The 20,807-nt window shown below is 61.8% G+C and carries 19 protein-coding genes; 3 read left to right on the top strand and 16 right to left on the bottom strand.

Annotation, left to right across the window (positions count from 1 at the left end; translation table 11 throughout):
* Window positions 1-41: 41 nt before the first annotated feature.
* From greB to LCH65_RS11695, 5 genes are all read right to left on the bottom strand, one after another.
* A complete protein-coding gene (greB, locus tag LCH65_RS11715) occupies window positions 42-515 on the bottom strand; it encodes a transcription elongation factor GreB (protein ID WP_003316622.1) in 474 nt (157 codons plus the stop codon).
* A 47-nt stretch (window positions 516-562) separates the two neighbouring features.
* Window positions 563-892, bottom strand: coding sequence for a hypothetical protein (locus tag LCH65_RS11710; protein WP_003316621.1), 330 nt, complete (start codon window positions 890-892; stop codon window positions 563-565).
* Between the two features lie 104 nt (window positions 893-996).
* Entirely contained in the window at window positions 997-1,305 is a 309-nt protein-coding gene (locus tag LCH65_RS11705) for a hypothetical protein (RefSeq protein WP_003366800.1), read from the bottom strand.
* A gap of 244 nt (window positions 1,306-1,549) precedes the next feature.
* Window positions 1,550-1,984, bottom strand: a complete 435-nt coding sequence (locus tag LCH65_RS11700) for a DoxX family protein (protein ID WP_003366798.1) — start codon at window positions 1,982-1,984, stop codon at window positions 1,550-1,552.
* A 112-nt stretch (window positions 1,985-2,096) separates the two neighbouring features.
* On the bottom strand, window positions 2,097-3,518 hold the full coding sequence (locus LCH65_RS11695; protein ID WP_058396451.1) for a transglycosylase SLT domain-containing protein: 1,422 nt from the start codon (window positions 3,516-3,518) through the stop codon (window positions 2,097-2,099).
* Between the two features lie 180 nt (window positions 3,519-3,698).
* Between LCH65_RS11695 and LCH65_RS11690 the strand changes: the two genes are divergently transcribed.
* From LCH65_RS11690 to LCH65_RS11680, 3 genes are all read left to right on the top strand, one after another.
* Window positions 3,699-4,538, top strand: coding sequence for a TatD family hydrolase (locus LCH65_RS11690; protein WP_060707568.1), 840 nt, complete (start codon window positions 3,699-3,701; stop codon window positions 4,536-4,538).
* Window positions 4,539-4,622: 84 nt separating this feature from the next.
* Window positions 4,623-6,098: a methyl-accepting chemotaxis protein gene (locus tag LCH65_RS11685; protein WP_226439488.1), complete on the top strand. Its 1,476-nt coding sequence runs from the start codon at window positions 4,623-4,625 to the stop codon at window positions 6,096-6,098.
* Window positions 6,099-6,205: 107 nt separating this feature from the next.
* A complete protein-coding gene (locus LCH65_RS11680) occupies window positions 6,206-6,448 on the top strand; it encodes a hypothetical protein (RefSeq protein WP_003366791.1) in 243 nt (80 codons plus the stop codon).
* Between the two features lie 12 nt (window positions 6,449-6,460).
* On the opposite strand, the gene LCH65_RS11675 is transcribed toward LCH65_RS11680, so the two are convergent.
* From LCH65_RS11675 to kdpA, 11 genes are all read right to left on the bottom strand, one after another.
* Complete coding sequence (locus LCH65_RS11675) at window positions 6,461-7,258, bottom strand: thioesterase family protein (RefSeq protein WP_054081884.1); 798 nt, start codon at window positions 7,256-7,258, stop codon at window positions 6,461-6,463.
* Window positions 7,259-7,377: 119 nt separating this feature from the next.
* Window positions 7,378-8,139 carry a CHAD domain-containing protein gene (locus LCH65_RS11670; protein WP_063613797.1) on the bottom strand — a complete coding sequence of 254 codons (762 nt, stop codon included), beginning with the start codon at window positions 8,137-8,139 and terminating at the stop codon, window positions 7,378-7,380.
* Between the two features lie 24 nt (window positions 8,140-8,163).
* Window positions 8,164-10,173: a DUF3488 and transglutaminase-like domain-containing protein gene (locus LCH65_RS11665; protein WP_003433068.1), complete on the bottom strand. Its 2,010-nt coding sequence runs from the start codon at window positions 10,171-10,173 to the stop codon at window positions 8,164-8,166.
* On the bottom strand, window positions 10,170-11,153 hold the full coding sequence (locus LCH65_RS11660) for a DUF58 domain-containing protein (RefSeq protein WP_032609408.1): 984 nt from the start codon (window positions 11,151-11,153) through the stop codon (window positions 10,170-10,172). The genes LCH65_RS11665 and LCH65_RS11660 overlap by 4 nt, the downstream gene beginning before the upstream one ends.
* Entirely contained in the window at window positions 11,123-12,040 is a 918-nt protein-coding gene (locus LCH65_RS11655) for an AAA family ATPase (protein ID WP_226439487.1), read from the bottom strand. Before LCH65_RS11655 ends, LCH65_RS11660 begins: the two co-directional genes overlap by 31 nt.
* Before the next feature lie 562 nt (window positions 12,041-12,602).
* Entirely contained in the window at window positions 12,603-12,881 is a 279-nt protein-coding gene (locus LCH65_RS11650; protein WP_003316607.1) for a lipoprotein, read from the bottom strand.
* Window positions 12,882-12,976: 95 nt separating this feature from the next.
* Complete coding sequence (locus LCH65_RS11645; RefSeq protein WP_003366785.1) at window positions 12,977-13,669, bottom strand: response regulator; 693 nt, start codon at window positions 13,667-13,669, stop codon at window positions 12,977-12,979.
* Window positions 13,666-16,329: a sensor histidine kinase KdpD gene (locus LCH65_RS11640; RefSeq protein WP_044308249.1), complete on the bottom strand. Its 2,664-nt coding sequence runs from the start codon at window positions 16,327-16,329 to the stop codon at window positions 13,666-13,668. Before LCH65_RS11640 ends, LCH65_RS11645 begins: the two co-directional genes overlap by 4 nt.
* 67 nt (window positions 16,330-16,396) lie before the next feature.
* Window positions 16,397-16,969, bottom strand: coding sequence for a potassium-transporting ATPase subunit KdpC (gene kdpC / locus LCH65_RS11635; protein WP_032609430.1), 573 nt, complete (start codon window positions 16,967-16,969; stop codon window positions 16,397-16,399).
* A 54-nt stretch (window positions 16,970-17,023) separates the two neighbouring features.
* The gene (gene kdpB / locus LCH65_RS11630) at window positions 17,024-19,102 is read right to left on the bottom strand and encodes a potassium-transporting ATPase subunit KdpB (protein ID WP_054081885.1); all 2,079 of its coding nucleotides are present in this window, start codon (window positions 19,100-19,102) and stop codon (window positions 17,024-17,026) included.
* Window positions 19,103-19,112: 10 nt separating this feature from the next.
* Window positions 19,113-20,807: a potassium-transporting ATPase subunit KdpA gene (gene kdpA, locus LCH65_RS11625; protein ID WP_003433073.1), complete on the bottom strand. Its 1,695-nt coding sequence runs from the start codon at window positions 20,805-20,807 to the stop codon at window positions 19,113-19,115.

The following is a 20,807-nucleotide window of genomic DNA, read 5'->3' as shown; positions in this document are numbered from 1 at the left end:
GAGCGCATGAGAATGGAGGTCCGGGCGCTCTGCGTCCGGCCTCACTTCTCGTAATCAATCGAGTTCACGAACCACAGCTTCTCGCCTTCGGGCGTATTGACCAGCACCTCGTCGCCGACTTCCTTCTTCAGCAAGGCGCGCGCCATGGGCGAGTCGATGGAGATGTAGTCGTTGCGCCCATAGATTTCGTCATAGCCGACAATGCGGAATTTCTTGAGATCGCCCGCTTCGTTTTCGATCTCGACCCAGGCACCGAAGAACACCCGCCCTTCCTGCTCCGGCGAATACTGCACGACACGCATGTCTTCGAGGCGCTTGCGCAGGTAGCGCACGCGTCGGTCGATCTCGCGCAGCAGCTTCTTGTTGTACTGGTAATCGGCGTTTTCGCTGCGATCCCCGAGCGATGCCGCCCAGGCGACCTTTTGCGTAATGTCAGGCCGGTGCTCTCGCCACAGGTAGTCGAGCTCTTTCTTCAGGGCTTCATGCCCGTCACGGGTGATGATCTTTGTACTCAAGCGGTTTCTCCGGCCCTGCGAAAATCAGTTCGACAGGCGACAAAGACTCAACGTCGCGCCACCTCGTGCTGGATGCAGCCGTCGTAATAGACCTTGGTCACCGCATCAGGCTTGAGCCGCGACTCGCTGTCGTAGGTCTGTTCCGTGATACGCAATGCCATGGGCCGCATCCATTGTTTGGCAAACTTGCGCGCCTGCAGCTTCTGCCGCGCCCCATAGCGGGTAACGCCTGACAACTTGGAGGCCTGCGCACCGCCCGCAATGGCCGAGCCCCAACGACACAGATAACGCTCGTTTTCCGTCGCGTTTCTGGCCTGTACGGAGAAAGCCAGCCCGGAAAGCGTCAGGCACGCCAGAGCACAATAGACCAAACGCATGCGAAAACCACCTAATCCTTTGATAAGGCGGCGATTTTGCCTGTCCGTTCACACGTCGGGGGCCAGCAATATGCCTTCTATGCCAATTGGCTGACTCAGGCCATTCAACCCAGCGTAATCAAGCCCTGCCGGGCAATGCGGGTCAGGTCACTAATCACCTGCCCGACATCATCTGCCTGCGGCGATTGCACCACGGCGAGGTCGAATTGATCGTCGGCAAAATGGCTCAGAGACTGGTGGGTCTCGACGAACTGAATCAGAAACGCACAGGAACCGCCACGCCGACGGGGCCAGCCGTCGAGATAGCGCAACAGCGTGGGCTGATGGGAGCCGCTGAGAAGGATTTTCGGGTTCTTGCGTGACAAGACCGTGCTGATCGGGGAAAGACGAATGAGGGGGCGCAGGTTGTTCATGGTTGTTTCTCTGCCTCGCAAGATCCGCTGGGCAGCGGTGAGAGGCAACACCGAACCAACGTTTTAGCGGTATTTCGACAAGGCCTCAGCCTTGCCAGGCGCCCCGCAAGTAGTTGTTAAATCGGCGCTTGAGCACGCATCCTAGAGAAACGTCCCATTCATTGTCAATTGCCATTCATGGCGGGTGCCTGCAAACGCGCAAGGCCCGCCACAAGAGCGGGCCTTGCAGAGCAAGCGTAGCCGGTTATCGGGCGATGATACGGTCCAGCGACAACTTGCCTGCACCTTCGATGAGTACCGCCACGGCACCGCCGAGCAGTGCCAGCGCGTACTCGTAGCCGTTTTTGGCCATGAAGAAACCGTTGTGGATGTGAACGGTGAAGATCGCCACCAGCAACAGCAGGATCACCACGACCGCAGCCGGACGAGCCAGCAGCCCCAACAACAGACCCAGACCGCCAAAGAATTCGGCGCTGCCTGACATCAGCGCCATCAGGTAACCCGGCGTCAAGCCCAGGCTTTCCATGTACTGCGCAGTGCCTTCCAGGCCATAACCGCCGAAGGCGCCGAACAATTTCTGACTGCCGTGCGCGATGAACGCGATACCGACGATGACGCGCAGGACAGTCAGGCCGTAACCGGCGCGAGTGGTGAGGACCGACTTGATCAATGTGTTCATGGGCGACGTTCCGTGAGTGGTGAGTGATTAACAACGAGTGGCGCCATGATAATCAAATTCACTCATGTAAAAACCGCAAATAACGGCGCATACAAATCGAATAAATCGATCTTTAGCGTTTTACCGCAGGTTTCGTGCCGCTCTTTTCCAGCGAGTCACGCTCGCGGTCGAAAGCCAGGTAGTACTTGTTCACGCTGTTCACGAACGCAACGACATTGGCACCGCCCTGCTCCATTGCCACACGTTCGGTCTGGAAGAACCACTGATTCGGGTTCAGCCCGCGACGCCGCGCTTCCTCGCGCATGCCCTGCACGCGCTCGGGCCCCAGGTTATAGGCGGCCATCACGAATGCCATGCGCTCGCGTTCGTTGACCCGGTTACTGGAGAAATACTTGCGCTGGATCAGCGCCATATAGCGCGAGCCGGCACGGATATTGTCGTCAGCGCTCTGGATACTCGGTACGCCAACGCTTTTTGCCGCCGACGGAGTGATCTGCAACAGACCTGTCGCGCCGCCGCTGCCCTTGGCAGTCGGGTCGAGTCGGGATTCCTTGAACGCGAGGGCAGCCAGGTCCAGCCAGTCCATGCCCTGCGCATCGGCATGGCGCTGCAGCATCGGACGCAGTTGTTCCAGGCGCTGCAGGTTGTTGCGCACCAGCGGGTTGTTGACCTTGTAGGTGTTCTTGTACGCCTTGGCCAACACCTGATCCTGCTGGGCCGAGGGCTTATAGCCTTTGAGGAAATCATCGACACTGGCCCGCAGCTGGGTGGCATTGTCACGCACGAACCAGCTGATATCCCCGTGGGTCTGCAACGTAAGGCCGCGGTCGATGCGCAGTTTGGGCATGATCTTCGCCCAGCGCTCGGCAATCGGCTGCTCGACCAGCGTCATCGGGTAAATCCCGGCCTGGACCATTTCCAGCACATCCTCGACGGCCAGACTGGGGTCGACCCATTCGATTTTTGCCAGGGGCAGCTTGCGCAGCTCCAGTTGTCGATTGACCTGATGCAGGGCTTCGTCGGCCGCACTGCCGGTGGGCAGGCTCAGGGTCTTTCCGGACAATTGCTCCACACGGCGCACACTGCGCTGACCACTAACGCCGACCAGCACCAGAGGCACGTCATGCACGATCGGTGCGCTGGCCTGAATACCCTTGGCGTCGCTGACATCGAGCAGTTCCCCCGGTGCGATCATGTCGCCTTCTCCGCGCTGCAAGGCTGTGAGCAACTGGTTCTTGGCCTTGGGGATGACCTTGATCGTGACCCTCTGCCCCGCTCGGGCATGGCTGTTGAGGTACTGCTCAAAGGCTTGCAGGCGATGGTATTCGATGCCGATTTCCTGGCCCTTGACGTCACCGGAGCTGTTACGGCTCTGATTGACCAGCACGCGCAGCACCTTGCTGCTGCGAATCGCTGGCAAATCGCGCACCTGCACAGTGTGCTGCACCACCTCGGGACCGGTCTGACGAGCAGAAACCTGCAGGGGCAGCAGCGGTAACAGGCACATCAAAGACACAAGCGCGGATCGGATCATTCACTTCCCCAGGGCAATGCCGGAAAAAATCAGGAAAAAGGAAATCTTGAGGTCACGCAGCAGCATCGAACAGCGAAGGAAATCGTTGAACCCTCAGGTTCAATCGCTTGAATACCCAGCGTTTTCTTGTTGTGGCCAGAGCTCTGGTATGCTCGACAGCCTTCAGCTGGAGGTAGCACCATGCAACTCATCGACATCGGCGTCAATCTGACCAACGCAAGCTTCGCCTCGCAGCGACAGGCGGTACTCGACCGCGCCTATGCCGCAGGCGTCCAGCAACTGGTGGTGACCGGCACCAGTGTCGAGGGCAGCGAACAGGCCCTGCAGTTGTGTCACGAGCTGGATGAGAGCGCGCAACGCCTGTTCTGCACGGCGGGTATTCACCCGCATTCGGCGAGCGATTGGACCGGCGACACCGAGAAACAGTTGCATGCCCTGCTCAAGGAAAATCGCGTTCGCGCCGTGGGTGAATGCGGCCTGGATTACAATCGCGATTTCTCGCCTCGCCCTCAGCAGGAAAAGGTCCTCGAAGCGCATCTGGCCATGGCCGTGGAACTGCAATTACCGGTGTTCCTCCACGAACGCGACGCCAACCAGCGGCTGCTGGAGATTCTGCGCGACTACCGCGACCGCCTGCCCGCGGCAGTCGTGCATTGTTTCACCGGTGAGCGCGCCGCGCTGTTCAGTTACCTGGACCTTGACCTGCATATCGGCATCACCGGCTGGATCTGCGACGAACGACGCGGCACCCACCTGCACGCGCTGGTGAGCAACATCCCTCGCGGCCGATTGATGCTGGAAAGCGATGCGCCCTACCTGCTGCCACGCAGCCTGCGTCCCAAGCCGAAAAACGGTCGCAACGAGCCGGCTTACCTGCCGGAAGTCTTGCGCGAAGTAGCCTTGCACCGGGGCGAAACGCAGGAAGACCTCGCACGCCACAGCACAGATTGCGCACGGCAGTTTTTTGCCTTGCCAGTGCTGAAAATAAACCCGGAGGATGAAAATCTGCAGCTTTCTTGACCCGCATCAAGAGTCTCTTCGTTGGCTGAGGCACAGTGATGGCATCTTGCTGCTATCTCAACCGATCACCGAAGAAGACCACTCATGGGCTCATGGCTTGGCAACCTGTCACTGAAATATAAGTTCTGGGCCGTCAACGCGGTCGCTTTCGTCACCACCCTGTTGCTGGTGCTGTACGCCATGCAGACAGAGCAACAAGCGCGGACCGATGCGTCGCGCCAGGCAGCACAAGCGCAGGCGCGGCTGCTGACCGACTGGCCCGTCGACGCAGCGCTGCCCTCCAACGATACATTGCTGACTTACCGCCAGGGTCAGACACCGGTCGTCGATGGCCTTGCGCTGCCGGAACTGGCTGACGCCCGCGACTGGGTGACGCTGGACAAGCCCGCTGGCGATCGATGGCTGAGCGGTGCGCAGATCATCACCCGGAACGCCGAGCAACGGATTGCGCTACTGGCATTCACCCCGACGTTCATGCACGTCGTGCTGGATCGCTTTACGCACTACGCGATTGCGGTTTTCGTGCTGATGTTATTGATGCTCTGCGCTTCGCAACTGCTGATCCGCTTTCTACTCAGCCAGCTCAACGCGCTCAAGGATGTGATGCTGCATGTGGAAAAAAGCGGCGACCTGGCGGCCCGTGTTCCCAATCGCAGTGACGATGAGGTCGGACAGATGGCCAAAGCCTTTAATGCCATGCAGGCCGGTTATCAGCGAGTGGTCAATACCGTTTCACAAACCGCTGGCCGCCTTGATCAGGGTGCCGCGCACCTGGCGGCGGGCATGAAGGAAGTGCGCCAGGGCATGCTCGGCCAGCAAAGCGAAACCGACCAGGTGGCCACGGCCATCAACGAGATGACCGCTACGGTTCATCACATTGCCCAGCACGCCACGGCTACCCGTGATCAGTCGCAGACCGCCGACGCGCTGGCGGGCAGTGGCAAAGTGGTGGTCGACCGCGTGCAGGTGTCCATCGCAGGGCTGTCCAGCGGCGTGCAGCAGACGGCGGAAATGATCCAGCGCATGGCCGAAGACAGCCAGAAGATCAACGGTGTGGTCAACGTGATCCACAGCATCGCCGAGCAGACCAACCTGCTCGCCCTCAACGCAGCCATCGAAGCCGCACGCGCCGGGGAAATGGGTCGGGGTTTTGCCGTGGTCGCCGACGAGGTACGCAATCTGGCCAAGCGGGTGCAAACCTCCACTGATGAAATCACCACGATGGTCTCGACCCTGCAAAGCGGCACCCGCGATGCGGTGGATTTCATGCAGGAAAGCTCGTACAAGGCCGACGAATGCGTGCAGCAGGCGCGGGAAGCCGGTGATGCGCTGGCGGCGATTGCCGGTGCCGTGGCACAGATGCGCGAAAGCAACACGCAGATCGCCGTCGCGGCTCAGCAACAAAGTCAGGTCGCCGAGGAGATGAACCGTGCGGTGGTGAGTATCCGCGATGTCACCGAACGCACGGTGATCCAGACGGTTGACTCGGCCAGCACCAGTGACGAACTGGCCACGCTGGCAGGCGAACTGAATGCCGCCATTGGCCAGCTCAAGCTGTAACAGGCTATCGCCACGATAGACAGGCTTGACTCGTCAGCCATCGGCGCGCGGGCCTATCCTTCAGGCATTGAACGACGCTTTACGCGTTACCTGAAGAGGACCGCATCATGAACAAGCCACTTTCCGATCTGCAGTTGAATCAATGGCGTGACAGCAACGACAGTCAGGAGCACTCGACCAGTCTGGCCCTGTACCTGATCGCCGTACCGCTGTTCATTCTGGCGGCCCTGCTGATCCTCAACGGTCTGTTTTCCGAAAGCCTTTCATCGGTTGCCATCGGCGTGATCGGCCTGGTGGCGGCGCTGGGTTTTCAGCGCCAGGACGCCGCTCGGGCCGCTCGCAAACCTTGATCCGGTTGCCGGTCAGCCAAACACGGTGACCGTCTGGCGACTGATCGCGATCAGCTCGCCGTCGGGGCTCCACAATGCCGCGGCGGTGTGACCATAGCCATCGCGGGCATGCTCGATGACTGCGCGATAGCTGCACCACTGCAGGGTATCCAGCGACGGCTGGGGCTGGACGAACTCAATGGTCCAGGTCAGTGAACTGCCGGGTGCCGGCTTGTCCAGGTGCGGCAACACCGCAGGCGGCCAGGTGTCCACCAGGGCCAGAATATGCGCTTCGCTCATGGGCGTGGCGTGCGGCTCATCGCGAAAGCGCACGTAGCCGCCTATCGCCGGCGATTGGGTGTTACTGAAAGGCATGCCGCCCAACGCCCAGCGGATGTCCATGAAACGCAGGTAATCAGGCATCACGCCGCTGGCGAACGGTAGCTCCGGGCATTGTTCGACCGGTTTGAGGACCGGCGCGGCCTCTGCGGCAAAGGTGATCATTGATTCTCGAGGGGCACCGAAGCTCCCTTGTATCAGGGTCATTACCTGACCATTCTGCACTGCGCGCCCCAGCACCTGACTGACTGCCTTGCCATGGCGCAGGATGTCGACCTCGAAAGCAATCGGCACCCCGGGCGCCGCCGGCCCGACAAAGGTGATCGCCAGCGAACGAACCGGCCGCCCTTCCGGCACCTGTGCACGCATCGCTTCGTAGGTCAGCGCAGCCATCAGCCCGCCAAAGCAGGCACGCCCCTGCGACCATTCGGCAGGGATCGTGACAGCGCGAGGATCACGACGCAGCGCATCGATCAGTTCAGAAAAGGTCATGTTCACTCCACACGTCAACACACAAGTGGATGGATGATAACCATCCTCTTAGTTATCGACAGGCCGCATAATGGCCATTTTTGCGGCCTGAATGACATGCCTCACGATAAATTACCGGATCAGAAACAGGCCTTGGCCAGGCGTTTGAGCGACGCTTCGGCCTTGCGTTCGGCACCTACTATGCCGATTTGCCAGCCCGGCACGCAGGGGGCCAGATCAGGTTGTTCCGCAGCCTGCGCCAGCCATTGCAGATGATCATGCCAGTCGCCCAGTTCGCCTTGTGCGGATTTGAGCCGGGCTTGCATGTTTTTCGGCTGATGACTGAGTTGCGGATAGGCTTCGGCAGCGTAGCGCACGCGCTTGATCAGCAAACGCAGGTCATGCCGATCGTGTCCCGGCTCAGCGATGGCAACACGCAGCTTGTGCCATTGCTTGTCCATGCGTTTTTCAATGGTCTTGCGCAGACCCCGCAACATGCCCTGGCGCTGTTGCAGACGCAGCATTTCCGGGAACCGGTCAATCAGCTTGAGCAGACGGGTCAGCTCGGACGAGCTGGCGACCTTGGGGCAGGCGGTTTCCAGGTAGCGGTTGCGTGTGAACGCGGCCTCGTTCAAACCCTGCTCTTCAAGAAACCCGGCGAGCACCTGCATGTCACGCAGCGGCGTGGTCAATTGGCCGACCGCCTTGGCCGCCTCTTCCAGCTCTGCCGCACTCGGGTTTTCCCGCAGGGGCCGCAATACGCTGCGCAGACGGCGCACCGTGGTACGTAAATCGTGCAGCGCTTCGCTGTCAGTCGAAACGGCAAGGCGTGCCTGACACGCGAGTAATTTGACATCCAGCGCCAGCACTTCGGCGACCAGATGATCCACCATTGAAGACATGCAATTCCCCTTCGACAAACTGATTCATGAATGCCTGTCCCTGACGGCTGACAACCTCCATGGCAAACCCCGACGCAACGTGCTCAGCGCCTGCCTCAAGCGGCTCGCCGAAGCCAGCCGCCCAGCGTAGCGCTGCGCCTGAAATTCGCGGATGAAACCTTCAATGGCCTCGGCATGCTGCGGAAAGTAGAGTACCGCCCTGCGGCAGAATGCGTCAGCGCCTTCACCCGGCATACGACGCAGACCATGACGGGCGAGCAAGCGTTCAAATGCGTTGAACACGCGCAGCTGCGAGTCGCTTTCGCGTTGCCAGGGTTTGAACAGCCATAACGCCACCAGCCCCAGTGAAAACAGGGTTCCCAGGACGAAAACCGGCGCCTGGAAGCCTGAAAACCAGCGACCGAGAATTTGTAACTGCTGTTGTCCCTGATAGCCCAGTACCCAGCGCTGCCAGCCGTAATTGAGGTTATCCCAACTGAGGCGCAGGGCGTTGACCCAAGCCACGTTACGATAGCGCAACGCTGAATAGGGAGAGTCCTGCAGAAATGCTTCGTCCGCCGCCAGCGCCTGCTCCAGACCTTGCTCGATACGTTGCGGCGCCACGGCGGCAGTCGGGTCGACGCTGCGCCAGCCCACGCCTGGCTGCCAGTATTCCACCCAGGCATGCGCATCGAACTGGCGAACAGTCAGGTACTGCCCGTCGGGGTTCAGCTCACCGCCCTGATACCCGGCCACCACCCGCGCCGGAATGCCTGCCGCGCGCAGGACAAAGGTCATGGCTCCGGCGTAGTGGGCGCAAAAACCCTGACGACTGGCAAACAGGAATTCATCGATGCTGTCATTGCCCAATGGCACCGGTTTGAGGGTGTAGTGAAACGGCTGATCGCTGAAGTAGCCGAGCAGCGCGGCGACCATAGCGTCTGGTGTGGTGTAGCGCCGGCGCAGTTCATCGGCCCATTGCCGCGCCTGATCATTGCCCTTGGCAGGCAGTTGCAGGTCCTGACGCTGGATCTGCTCGCTGGACAGCGGATCACGGACGCTCTGCGGCCATGAGTTGACGGCGTACAACAACGACTGCTCGATGGGGCGTCTGCGCTGCAGGCGGAAGTCGCTCATCTGCCGCACGTCCGGCAACGTGGTTTCTGCCACGTCGAGGCTCGGCAACCAGGGCCGGCCGCTGGCTTCCATGACAACGCTGTAGGCCAGCGGCTCACCGCGTTTCTCCCACTGCGCAATCTGCACGGTCTGGGCACGTGCCGACTGCGACCAGCGACGTCCATCGAACTGCTCAAGGGTCAAACCGCGCCAGTAAAGCTGATTGCGCGCCGGGATAGGCCCTTCAAAACTGGCGCGGAACACCAGCGCAGGCGATTTGCTCAGTTCCGCCATGTCGCCGGGTGCCATGTTGTCCGACAGGCCGGTGACGCCTTTGTTACTCGGCTGCGGCAGCGACCAGAGCGGGTCCAGGCGCGGAAAGAATAGAAACAGCAGGAGCATCAATGGCAGTGCCTGCGCCATCAGCTTGAACGCCAGCTTGAGCGTGTCCGCCGACCTGCCGGCCAGGTCTGTGTGTTGCAGGCCGATCAACGCAGCCAGCAGCGCGCTGACCGGCAGCAGACTGAAGAGCGCCCACAGCAGGTTGTCTTCGAACAGATAGCCAACCGCCACGCAGAAGAAACCGAGGAAAATCAGCACGCGCGCGTCACGGCGACTGTTCATTTCCAGCATTTTCAGAACGAATGCAGCCACCAGTAACGCAGCCCCGGCATCCAGCCCGACCAGGCTGCCGCGCGCCAGATAAACGCCACCTGCGGTGCCCACCAACAGCCCGGACTTGACCCAGGTGCCAGGCAAGCGCACGCGCATCCGGAACGCCTGCACGCGCCACACCGTACAGCCGAGCCAGAGGATCGTGATTGACACCGGCACATGCAGCGCGAACGGCAACACCACCAGTGCCTGCGCCACCAAGAGCCAGGTGAGGCTGACGCGCGGAATGGGCGCGGATTGAACTGTCTTGACCTTGTCGTTCATGATCGATGGCCGTACAGCGCAAGGGCGCGCAGACAGACTTCGCGGTGTGCATCGCCGCTGTCCACCGCCGACAAAAAGCCCGGTAACCGCAGGGCAAACGGCTGCTGCCGCTGCGACAGCTCCAGCACCCAGTAACACAGGCGCGACAGGCGCTCTTCGATATCGCCGCCCAGCGCCATGAAGTCCAGGCACAGGTCATGGCCACTGAGGTCGGTGAAATCCTTGATCAGCAGCCCCTGCCCGCGGGAATAGGCTTTCCAGTGCAAGCGACTGCGATTGTCACCCGGCTGGTAACTGCGCAAGCCCTGATAATCATCGACACCGGCCCCTTGGGTGGCATGGCCATCGTCCTCGGCATGCGGCTGCACGCCCTTGAGCAGCGGCATGGTCCCGGACAAGGGTCGAGGGTAGATCAAGGCGCTCTGCTCCAGGTCTAGCCAGCTCCAGGCGCGAAAGATACCCAGCGGAAACACACTCTCGATGCGCAGCCTTGGCGCACGCAGCCAGCCGCGCTTTTCGGCGGGCAGAGTCAGTTCCAGGTCGGTCAGCCCACGGGGCTGCACGTCGCCTGACTGCAATGCTGTCGCACTCCAGCCCAATCCCAATGCCTGGTGGGCCTGCCCGGCACTTTCCAGGCGCAGGCGCAATTGCACCGGCTCGCCGACGAATACCGAACGCGCCACGCCCGCACTCAGAACCAGACCGCTGATGTTGCGGTAGGTGTGCAGGATGGCCAGCACGCCTATCGACAGCAATAGAAAGGTCAACCCGTAGGCCAGGCTGTTCTGATAATTGATCGCCACCAGCAGCATAAGCACCAGCACTAGCGCGTAAATCATGCCGGTGCGTGTCGGCATGATGAAAATGCGCCGGTGGTCGAGGGTAATGCGTGACGCTGGAGGAATTCGCCTCGACAGCCAGCGTTGCCAGAGCGGTTTGAGCGGTTCGATCAAAGCACGGGCACCTCGCGCAACAGCCATTGAACCAGCGCACCGCCGCCATGCCCGGTCGGATCGCTGCGTTCACGCAAACGGTGTCCGATAACCGATGGCAGCACCGCCTGCACGTCTTCGGGAATCACGTACTCCCGCCCCAGCAACATCGCCCAGGCCCGTGCTGCGGCCAGAATCGCCAGGCTCGCCCTGGGTGAAAGTCCGTACGCGAACTGCGGCTGACTGCGCGTCGCCTCGACCAGTCGCAGGACATAATCAACCAGCGCGTCACTGGCACGCACCTGCCGCGCCTGCGTCTGGAGCTGGCCAAGCAGGGCGTGATCCAGAATCGGTTGCAGACGCGGCAACAGCTCGCGGCGCGACTCGCCCAGCAGCAGGGCTTTCTCTGCGGCTCTGGCCGGGTAGCCCATGGAAATGCGCATCATGAACCTGTCCAGTTGCGACTCGGGCAACGCAAAAGTGCCGCCGGAACTGAACGGGTTCTGGGTCGCGATCACAAAGAACGGATCGGGCAACAGACGCGTCGCGCCTTCGATGGACACCTGCCCTTCTTCCATCGCTTCCAGCAACGCGCTCTGGCTCTTGGGCGTGGCGCGGTTGATCTCGTCGGCAAGCACCAGCTCGGCGAAAATCGGACCGGGATGAAAGGTGAACTGCCCACTGTCCCGATCAAATATCGAAGTCCCCAGGATGTCACCTGGCAGCAGGTCAGAAGTGAACTGAATACGCTGATAACTCAGGCCGAGAATTTTCGCCAGCGCATGACTGAGGGTCGTCTTGCCCATCCCCGGCAAGTCCTCGATCAACAAATGCCCGCCGCCGACCAGACACGTCATCGCCAACCGTACCTGCGCCTCCTTGCCCAGCACCACCTCATTGATCGCGCTCAGGCACGCATCGAGTTTTCTACCCATCGAAAGCCCCTTCCGGCAACTGCTTCATGACTGTGGGACTGCAAGCGATGCCAGTGTCCGAACACTTTAAAGTGAGCGTAGGCCGTTTCGCCAGAGTTGGTTAGGCTTACCGTCTCGCCAGACTGAAAGATTTGTGACGCAGAGCGTCACCAACGGCATTCCACGCGGAGCGTGAGGAACGATAGCCATCAGCTCCCGGGCCGTGCCTTTAGCCAAATGGCCTAAAATGCTTTTCGAGCGCGATGGCACAGACGACGCAGAGTACGACGTCAGTGACAGGGCAAAGGAACCCGACGAAGTCGGACCGGAAACGGAGCTTGGGGGTTTGCTTACTAAGTGAGTCGCCGAGGGGCGAAAAGGCGACTTGAGTCAGATGGAGAAGTCACTGAAACCACAGAACAGCTGCGTGACGCAGAGCGTCACGAACTGCATGCCAACGCATTGGCACGATAGTCATTGTCCAGACGCCCCATTTTCAGGGGCTTTAATAGCCTCTTCGCGAGCAAGCTCGCTCCCACGGCCTTCGGCCAGAATCAAGAGCAGACCTGTGTATCGTCAGGTATCAACGGCCAGCGCGGGACTCGCGGATGTAGAAGCGGGCTTTCTCGGACTTCTCGGTGCAGCCTTCAAACGCCTCGAACTGCTGCTGAGTCTTGGCACCCGTCAGCAGCGACAAGGCCTTGGAGTAACTGACCGTTCCGGCGAAGCCTTCAGCCTTGGCCAGATCAAGCTCATGCCAGGCAGCGTCGAGCTGAGTGGCACAGCTGTCGCGATATCCAGTCTTGCCAGCACAACCTGCAAGAACCAAAACAAGCAATGGCAGACAGATAAGGGCTTTCATGCGGGTGTTACCTCAGAGTGAACAGGGAGTGTGCGGCTTTGACGGTGCGGGGCAGTAAAAGTGCCGCAGCACGGGGCTATGCTCGCTTTTTTCATCTAGTGATCAGCCAGCAGACGATACCCTATTCCAGGCTCGGTGAGGATGAACCGCGGAGCGGTCGGATCGTCCGCCAGCTTCTGCCGCAAATGCCCCACCACGATACGCAGATAGTGACTGTCTTCGGTGTGCGTGGGGCCCCAGATATCCTTGAGCAACTGCTGCTGGGTAATGACCCGCCCGGGATGCCGCGCCAACTGCGCCAGCACCGCGTATTCCTTGCGGGTCAGCGCCACTTCCTGGCCGTCGAGCAGCACACGCCGATAGGCCAGGTCCACGGTAAGCGGCCCGAACTCAAGCGCAGACTCGGGCTTTTCGCTGCCCGACGCCTGCCTGAGCAGCGCCCTGATTCGGGCCAGAAACTCCTGAATGCCAAACGGCTTGGTCACGTAATCGTTGGCGCCGGCGTCCAGCGCCTGAACTTTCTGAGCCTCGCTGGCGCGCACCGAGAGCACCAGCACCGGCACTCCCGACCACTCGCGAAACTCACTCAGCACCTGCTGGCCGTCCATATCCGGCAACCCAAGGTCGAGCACCAGCAAATCCGGTTTGTTCAGGGCAGCTTGAGTCAGGCCCTCAGCGCCAGTGGCGGCTTCCAGCACCTTGTAGCCCTGCGAAACCAGACTGATGCGCAGGAACTTGCGAATCTGCGGCTCATCATCGATGACCAGAATGGTGGTCGCCTGGCTCAAGCGGATTCCTCCAGTTCTACGTCCGGCTGCGCCTGCAGCGGCAGAAACAGCGTGATGCGCGTGCCCAGCCCGTCAATGCCGTCCTCGACCGTGAGCCGTCCACCGTGTGCGCCGATCATGCCCTGACAGATCGCCAGGCCCAACCCTGTGCCCTGCCCGCCCCGATCGCCGCGCGCGGCGGTGTAGAACATGTCGAAAATCTTCGCTCGCTCATCCTCGGGAATGCCCGGGCCTTCGTCACTGACCGAGAAAAACAGTTCACTGTCGACCACACCGGCTGCTACCTGCAAGCGCCCGTCGACGGGTGAAAAGCGCGCAGCGTTCTCAAGCACATTGACCAGCGCCTGCTCGATCAGCGCCGCGTGCACATACAGCAGCGGCAGCTCGCCGGTCACCTGGGTGCTGACCTGCAAGGGCGCCAGTACGGCACGCAGCCGGTTGAGCGCGCTGCCGACGATATCGGCGGGCGACACCCAGTCGCGGGCGAGCTTGAGAGCGCCATGCCCCAGACGCGTCATGTCGAGCAGGTTCTGGATATAGCGGTCCAGGCGCTCGGCTTCGTCACGGGTACCCTCCAGCAGCTCGCGGCGATCCTCCAGTGGAATGGCTTCGCCCAGAGCCAGCAGGCTGTCGATGCTGCCGCGCATCGAGGTCAGCGGGGTACGCAGGTCGTGGGACACCGAAGCCAGCAAGGCGCTGCGCAATTGCTCGGTTTCGCCGTGCAGACGCGCCGCCTCGAGTTCCTGAGCCAATTGCGCACGGGCCAGTGCCTGCGCCAGTGGCTGGGTAAGCGCGGCCAGCAGACGTCGATGCTGCGCGGTAAACGACTGGCCTTCTCGCGCGCAGACTCCCAATAGAGCCAACGGCCCTTCTTCTGCGGTGATCGGCCACCACCACCAGCGCCCGGATGGCAAGGTGCCGGTGCCGCTGCCCGCGGGTTGATCGTGCTGCCAGGCCCAATCGGCAGCAGCGCGCTCGGGCTCCGAAAACGTCAGTGGCCCACCGGTTTCGACCACCCAACCGCCCTGCCCGTCGCGATCGACCAGGCACAGATGCAGTTCCTTCCAGCCGGAAAAATGCTGTTCGGCGGCGGCGAGCACCGCCTTGCGATCCGTGGCGGCGGTCATCTTGCGCGACAGGTCGAGCAGCTCGCTGGTCTGTTCCTGGGTATCGCGCAACGCCTGCAACTGCCTGCGCTGGCGCGCCGCGAGCTTGCCGGTCAAGGCCGACATCAACAGGAAGAACAACAGCGTCAGCACGTCTTCTTCGCGCTGGATGTTCAGGGAAAAACTCGGCGGAATGAACAGAAAGTCATAGGCCAGGAACGATAACCCGGCACAGGCGAGCGCTGGGCCCATGCTGCTGCGCACGGCGACCAGCAATACCGCAGCAAGAAAGATCAGGGATATGTTGGGCAGCGCCAGCACGCCTGCAACGCCCCAGGCGACCAGACTGGCGATCAGCGTGGCGACGAAGGCCAGACCGTAATCGAACCACACCACTTCGTGAGCCGGACGGGCACGCGGCGGCTGATCAGGCAGTTCCTCGCTGTCGTCGAGCACCGAGATTTCCAGCCCGTGCCCTTCGCGCAATAAGCGTGCCGCGACGCCGCCACCAAACACGCGACGCCGCCAATGCCGTCGCGACTGGCCGACCAGCACCACGCTGGCGCGCCGTTCGATGGCATGCTGCACCAGCGTTCGGGCGACCTCCCCGGCGCGCAGCGAAACCGCCTCGCCACCGAGCCGCTCGGCCAGTTGTTGGGCGCTTTGCAGACGCGCGCGAGACTGCTCGTCGAGGGTTTGCCCGTCGTCCACATGCACGGCGCTCCACGGCAGATGGCGACGCTGGGCAACCCGACTGGCGTGACGCACCAGACGCTCTGCATGGATATCACCGTCGATGCCCACCAGCATCCGCCCACGAACTGCCGGGGCCGACTGGCCCAATTGCCGGTAGCCCTGCGCCAGATCGTTATCGACCTGGGCAGCCGCCGTCTGCATGGCCATTTCACGCAGTGCAGTGAGGTTGGTCTGGGTGAAGAATGCGTCGATGGCCGCGCGTGCCTGCTCAGGCACGTAGACCTTGCCGTCGCGCAGGCGCTCCAGCAGTTCGCGGGGCGGCAGGTCGATCAGCACCAGATCAAAGGCTTCCTGCAACACCCAGTCCGGCAGCGTTTCGCGCACCTGCACGCCGGTGATGCCGCGCACCTGGTCATTCAGGCTTTCCAGGTGCTGGACGTTGACGGTGGTGTACACATCGATGCCGGCCGCCAGCAGTTCCTGAATATCCTGCCAGCGTTTCGCGTGGCGACTGCCGGGCGCGTTGGTGTGCGCCAGTTCGTCGACCAGTACCAGGCTCGGCGCAGCCTTGAGCAGCGCGTCGAGGTCCATTTCTTCGAGGGTCATGCCGCGATACTCAGTGCGCAGCAAGGGCTGTTGCGGCAGACCGTTGAGCAGCGCCTCGGTTTCTGCGCGGCCGTGGGTTTCGACCACACCCGCCAGCACCTTCACGCCTTGGCGCAGCTGCGCGTGAGCCGCCTGGAGCATCGCGTAGGTCTTGCCGACGCCTGGCGCGGCACCCAGAAACACCTTCAGCCGCCCGCGCCCCTCGCGGGGCAACTGGGCCAGCAGTGCGTCAGCTCGACCGGAATCACTCACGTTGGTTACCACCCTCTTTCTGATCAGCTACAGCTTAGTGAATCTGCTGCGTACAAGGCGTACTTTGTTACAACTGCGCGTTGCGCGGTGCAGACGGTAACTGATTCAGGCTCATATTCAAGGCCAATACGTTGACCACGGGTGGGCCGATCAGCGGACGCTGGGTATTGGCGTCGATCAGCGCCTGAACCTTGTCCAACGGCAACTGGCGCGCCGCTGCAACACGACCGGCCTGCCAGGCAACCGCTTCAGGCGAGAGGTGCGGGTCCAGTCCGCTGCCGGAGGTGGTCAGCAAGGCCATTGGTATCGGTTCCTGAGAAGCGTTGGCCAGTTTCGCAGCGTCCTCTTTCACGCGAGTCGCCAGCGCCGGATTGCTCGGGGCAAAGTTACTCGCGCCGCTGGCCACGGTCGCGAATGCGCCCGCCGAAGGACGCGACTGGAACCACTCATCGCCGGTGAACGACTGGGCGATCAGCGTCGAGCCGCGCACCTTGCCCGACGCGTCATACACCAGGCTGCCGTTGGCCTGCGCCGGAAACGCCACTTGCGCAACCCCGGTGACCACCAGTGGATAGGCCACGCCGGTGATCAGGCTCATCAACACGATCAGGCTCAAGGCCGGACGCAATACATTGGACATCTGCACATCCTCAATCAGGTGAGGCTGCACGCCGACCGGCATGCAGCACAGGCTTCAAACAAGGCCGAGTGCGACCAGCAGCATGTCGATCAGCTTGATGCCGAGAAACGGCACAACGATGCCGCCCAGGCCATAGATCAGCAGGTTGCGACGCAGCAAGTGAGCGGCGCTGGCCGCCTGCACACGCACGCCACGCAGGGCCAGCGGAATCAGTACGACGATGATCAGCGCGTTGAAAACGATGGCCGAGACAATCGCGCTCTGCGGGCTGGCCAGTTTCATGACGTTGAGCACGCCCAGTTGCGGGTAGATCGAGGCAAACAGTGCGGGCAGTACCGCGAAGTACTTGGCCACGTCGTTGGCAATCGAAAAGGTGGTCAGCGCACCGCGGGTAACCAGCAGTTCCTTGCCGATCTGCACCACGTCCAGCAACTTGGTCGGGTCGCTGTCGAGGTCAACCATGTTGGCCGCTTCGCGCGCCGCCTGGGTGCCGTCATTCATCGCCATGCCGACGTCGGCCTGCGCCAGTGCAGGTGCATCGTTGGCACCGTCGCCACACATCGCCACCAGACGCCCTTCGCCCTGCTCCTGGCGAATGCGCTCCAGTTTTTTCTCCGGCGTGGCTTCGGCCAGCACGTCGTCGACACCGGCCTCGGCAGCAATCGCTGCGGCAGTCAGCGGGTTGTCGCCGGTGACCATCACGGTACGGATACCCAGTTTGCGCAGCTCTTCGAAGCGTTCGCGAATACCTGGCTTGACCACATCCTTGAGATGGATCGCGCCCAACAACCGACCGTTGGCGCAGACCAGCAGCGGTGTGCCACCGGTCTTGGCAATTTTGTCGACCTCACGGGCCAGTGCAGGCGGCAGCTCGCTGCGCTGCATGTTGATGAAAGCCAGCAGCGAATCCACCGCGCCCTTGCGATACACGTGGCCCTGATAATCAACGCCGGACAGACGTGTGTCAGCGCTGAACGGCACGGCCGTCACCGAGCTCAGGGTCGGCTCGTTCATCGGGTGCAGGTTGCGCAGAAACTCGACGATGGATTTGCCTTCTGCCGTATCGTCGGCCAGCGAGGCCAGCAAAGCACCCTCGCCCAGCTCCTTGGGCGTCACACCCGGTGCAGCGTAGACAGCAGCGCAGCGACGGTTGCCAAAGGTGATGGTGCCGGTCTTGTCAAGCAGCAGCACATGCACATCGCCCGCGGCTTCCACGGCGCGACCGGACTTGGCAATCACATTGAGGCGCACCAGGCGGTCCATACCGGCAATGCCGATGGCCGACAGCAAACCACCAATGGTGGTGGGAATCAGCGTGACCAGCAGCGCCACGAGAAATACCAGCGGCAGGCTGCCACCGGCGAAGTGGGCGAACGGCTGCAAGGTGATGACCACCAACAGGAAGATCAGGGTCAGGCCGATCAGCAGAATATCCAACGCGACTTCGTTGGGGGTCTTCTGCCGTTTGGCGCCTTCGACCAGCGCGATCATGCGGTCCAGCGTCGATTCGCCGGGGTTGGCGCTGATGCGTATCAGCAGCCAGTCGGACACCAGCCGGGTATTGCCGGTCACGGCCGAGCGGTCACCACCGGATTCGCGGATCACTGGCGCAGATTCGCCGGTAATCGCGGCCTCGTTGACGGCCGCGATGCCCTCGATGACTTCGCCGTCACCGGGAATCATTTCGCCGATCTCGACCCGCACCACGTCGCCCTTGCGCAACTCGCTGGCATTGATGATGCGCAGGCTGCCGTTGTCGTCCCTGATACGAGCCTTGAGCCCTTCGCTGCCCGCCTTGAGGCTGTCGGCGCGCGCCTTGCCACGGCCTTCGGCCAGCGCTTCGGCGAAGTTGGCGAACAACACGGTGAACCACAGCCACAGAGCGATCTGCACGCAGACCGAAGTCGGCACCTGCGGGTTGGGGATCACGCACAGCACGGTGGTCAGAATGGCGGTCAGTTCCACCACCAGCATGACTGGTGAACGCTTGAGCTGACGCGGGTCGAGCTTGACGAACGCCTGCACCAGCGCCGGACGCCACAGGGCCGCGATTCCGGTTTTTGCCGATTCGGCGGCCTGCGATTCAGTAGATTTCGCAGCAGCATTTTTTGCAGGATTAATAGGTAAGTTCATGATCGGTTCCTCAGAAACCCAGGCTCAGGTGTTCGGCAATCGGCCCCAGTGCCAGGGTAGGCAGGAAGGTCAAGCCACCCACCAGCAGAATCGTGACGGTCAGCAGGGTGACGAACAGCAAGCCGTGGGTCGGGAAGCTGTTCTGGCCCTGCGGCGCGGTCTTCTTCATGGCCAGGCTACCGGCCAGGGCCAGCACCGGCAGGATGTAACCGAAGCGGCCGATGAAAATCGCCAGGCTGAGCATCAGGTTGTGGAACACGGTGTTGGCACTGAAACCGCCGAACGCCGAGCCGTTGTTGGCCGTGGCCGAGGTATAGGCGTACAGCAACTGACTGAAACCGTGTGCGCCAGGGTTGCTGATCGCACCGGCCGGGCCTGGCAGGCTGGCAGCAATCGCGCCCAGCACCAGCACGCCCACCGGCATCACCAGCAAGGTGGCGACCAGCAGTCGGACTTCCTGCGCTTGCAGCTTCTTGCCCAGGTATTCCGGGGTACGGCCAATCATCAGACCTGCGAGGAACACAGCGATCAGTACGTTGAGCAGCATGCCGTTGAGGCCGACACCGACGCCGCCGAAGATCACTTCGCCAACCATCATGTTGACCAGCGCGACCATGCCGGTCAGCGGGTTGAGGCTGTCATGCATGCCATTGACCGAGCCGTTGGAAGCCGCAGTGGTAGCGACTGACCACAGCACCGTACCGGTGGTGCCGAATCGGGTTTCCTTGCCTTCCAGCGGTGCGGTCTGTTCGACACCGGCGATGTTCAGTGCCGGGTTGGGCTGGTACTCGGCCCACAGCGAGACCGCGCCGCCGATCAACAGCAGCGCCAGCATGCAGCCGAGAATCGCGCGGCTCTGGCGCATGTCCTTGACGTAGTGACCAAAGGTGAACACCAGTGCAGCCGGGATCAGCAGGATCGATACCAGCTCGAACAGGTTACTCCAGGCAGTGGGGTTCTCGAACGGATGCGCCGAGTTGACGCCGAAGAAGCCGCCGCCATTGGTGCCCAGTTGCTTGATCGATATCTGACTGGCCGCAGGGCCCATCGGCAGGCTCTGGTCAGCGCCTTGCAGGGTCAGTGCGTCGATGTAGTGGCCAAAGTTCTGTGGCACGCCCTGCCAGACCAGAAACACCGCCAGCACGATACTGATCGGCAACAGGCCGTAGAGCGTGGCGCGGGTCATGTCGGCCCAGAAGTTACCCAGGCTCTGCGACGAGCGACGGCTGATACCGCGACACAGCGCGACCAGCACTGCCAGGCCGGTCGCGGCGCTGACGAAGTTCTGCACGGTCAGGCCGACCATCTGGCTCAGGTAGCTGAGCGACGCTTCGCCGCTGTAGGCCTGCCAGTTGGTGTTGGTGATAAAGCTCATCGCCGTGTTGAAGGCCAGCGACCACTCCATGCCCGGCAATTGCTGCGGGTTGAGCGGCAGCATGCCTTGCAGCATGAGGATGGCGAACAGCACGACAAAGCCCGCCAGGTTGAACGCCATCAACGCCCAGGCGTATTGCTTCCAGGACTGTTCGGTTTTCGGGTCGACGCCGGAAATCCGGTAGCAGGCGCGCTCGACCGGCCCCAGCACCGGGCTCAGCCAGGTGCGCTCGCCTTCCATGACCCGGTAATAGAAACGTCCCAGCCACGGCGCGGGGGCCAGCAGCAGGACCAGAAAGGCCAGGATCAACAGATAATCGTAACTGTGCAT

Source organism: Pseudomonas sp. MWU16-30316 (genome assembly GCF_020515645.1).
Classification (GTDB): domain Bacteria; phylum Pseudomonadota; class Gammaproteobacteria; order Pseudomonadales; family Pseudomonadaceae; genus Aquipseudomonas; species Aquipseudomonas cerasi.
The sequence above is the reverse complement of the archived record's forward strand: the minus strand, read 5'-3'. Positions and strand labels throughout refer to the sequence as shown.

Bases quoted from the DNA above. Each gene is read 5' to 3' on its own strand.
- LCH65_RS11710 (WP_003316621.1), bottom strand. From the start codon at position 892: ATGCGTTTGGTCTATTGTGCTCTGGCGTGCCTGACGCTTTCCGGGCTG.
- LCH65_RS11655 (WP_226439487.1), bottom strand. From the start codon at position 12,040: ATGGGTAGAAAACTCGATGCGTGCCTGAGCGCGATCAATGAGGTGGTG.
- LCH65_RS11700 (WP_003366798.1), bottom strand. From the start codon at position 1,984: ATGAACACATTGATCAAGTCGGTCCTCACCACTCGCGCCGGTTACGGC.
- LCH65_RS11675 (WP_054081884.1), bottom strand. From the start codon at position 7,258: ATGACCTTTTCTGAACTGATCGATGCGCTGCGTCGTGATCCTCGCGCT.
- LCH65_RS11690 (WP_060707568.1), top strand. From the start codon at position 3,699: ATGCAACTCATCGACATCGGCGTCAATCTGACCAACGCAAGCTTCGCC.
- LCH65_RS11680 (WP_003366791.1), top strand. From the start codon at position 6,206: ATGAACAAGCCACTTTCCGATCTGCAGTTGAATCAATGGCGTGACAGC.
- LCH65_RS11695 (WP_058396451.1), bottom strand. From the start codon at position 3,518: ATGATCCGATCCGCGCTTGTGTCTTTGATGTGCCTGTTACCGCTGCTG.
- LCH65_RS11670 (WP_063613797.1), bottom strand. From the start codon at position 8,139: ATGTCTTCAATGGTGGATCATCTGGTCGCCGAAGTGCTGGCGCTGGAT.
- kdpB (WP_054081885.1), bottom strand. From the start codon at position 19,102: ATGAACTTACCTATTAATCCTGCAAAAAATGCTGCTGCGAAATCTACT.
- kdpC (WP_032609430.1), bottom strand. From the start codon at position 16,969: ATGTCCAATGTATTGCGTCCGGCCTTGAGCCTGATCGTGTTGATGAGC.
- kdpA (WP_003433073.1), bottom strand. From the start codon at position 20,807: ATGCACAGTTACGATTATCTGTTGATCCTGGCCTTTCTGGTCCTGCTG.
- LCH65_RS11665 (WP_003433068.1), bottom strand. From the start codon at position 10,173: ATGAACGACAAGGTCAAGACAGTTCAATCCGCGCCCATTCCGCGCGTC.
- LCH65_RS11650 (WP_003316607.1), bottom strand. From the start codon at position 12,881: ATGAAAGCCCTTATCTGTCTGCCATTGCTTGTTTTGGTTCTTGCAGGT.
- LCH65_RS11685 (WP_226439488.1), top strand. From the start codon at position 4,623: ATGGGCTCATGGCTTGGCAACCTGTCACTGAAATATAAGTTCTGGGCC.
- LCH65_RS11705 (WP_003366800.1), bottom strand. From the start codon at position 1,305: ATGAACAACCTGCGCCCCCTCATTCGTCTTTCCCCGATCAGCACGGTC.
- LCH65_RS11660 (WP_032609408.1), bottom strand. From the start codon at position 11,153: ATGGCTGTTGCGCGAGGTGCCCGTGCTTTGATCGAACCGCTCAAACCG.